We start from the raw sequence: 369 nt of genomic DNA, 5'->3' as shown, positions 1-369 counted from the left end.
GGCGCATAGGGGCTGAACCGGTCCGCGTCGGCGGAGAACTGCGCGTGCACCGGGCTGATCGCGACGCAGGCCGCGCCGTGCCGCCCGGCCGAGGCCACGAAGTCACGCAGCGCCGCGAAGTCGCCGAGACCGAAATCGCCCGGGCGGCACAGGCTGTAGAGCTGCACCGCGAGCCCCCAGGCCCGCGACGCGCCGACATCCGCCGGCACGACGCAGCGCGGGGGTGCGACGGCGAGCGTGTGCATCCCGTCGTCCAGTTCGAGCCCGTGATAGCCGGGCACGCCGATCGCCGGCAGCGCGCCGTCCGTCCCGGCATTCCCCTCGTGGCGGGTGCCGTCCTCCAGCACGATACGGAAACGCGCGCCCGGC

General features: G+C 75.1%; 1 pseudogene. It reads right to left on the bottom strand.

Features of this window, described 5'->3' with window-relative positions:
* A pseudogene (locus B8460_RS20155) lies at window positions 1–369 on the bottom strand (4-alpha-glucanotransferase); the annotation flags it as partial.

This window comes from Acidisphaera rubrifaciens HS-AP3, assembly GCF_000964365.1.
Classification (GTDB): domain Bacteria; phylum Pseudomonadota; class Alphaproteobacteria; order Acetobacterales; family Acetobacteraceae; genus Acidisphaera; species Acidisphaera rubrifaciens.
Note: the sequence above shows the minus strand (reverse complement) of the source record. Positions and strands in the feature narration are given on the sequence as shown.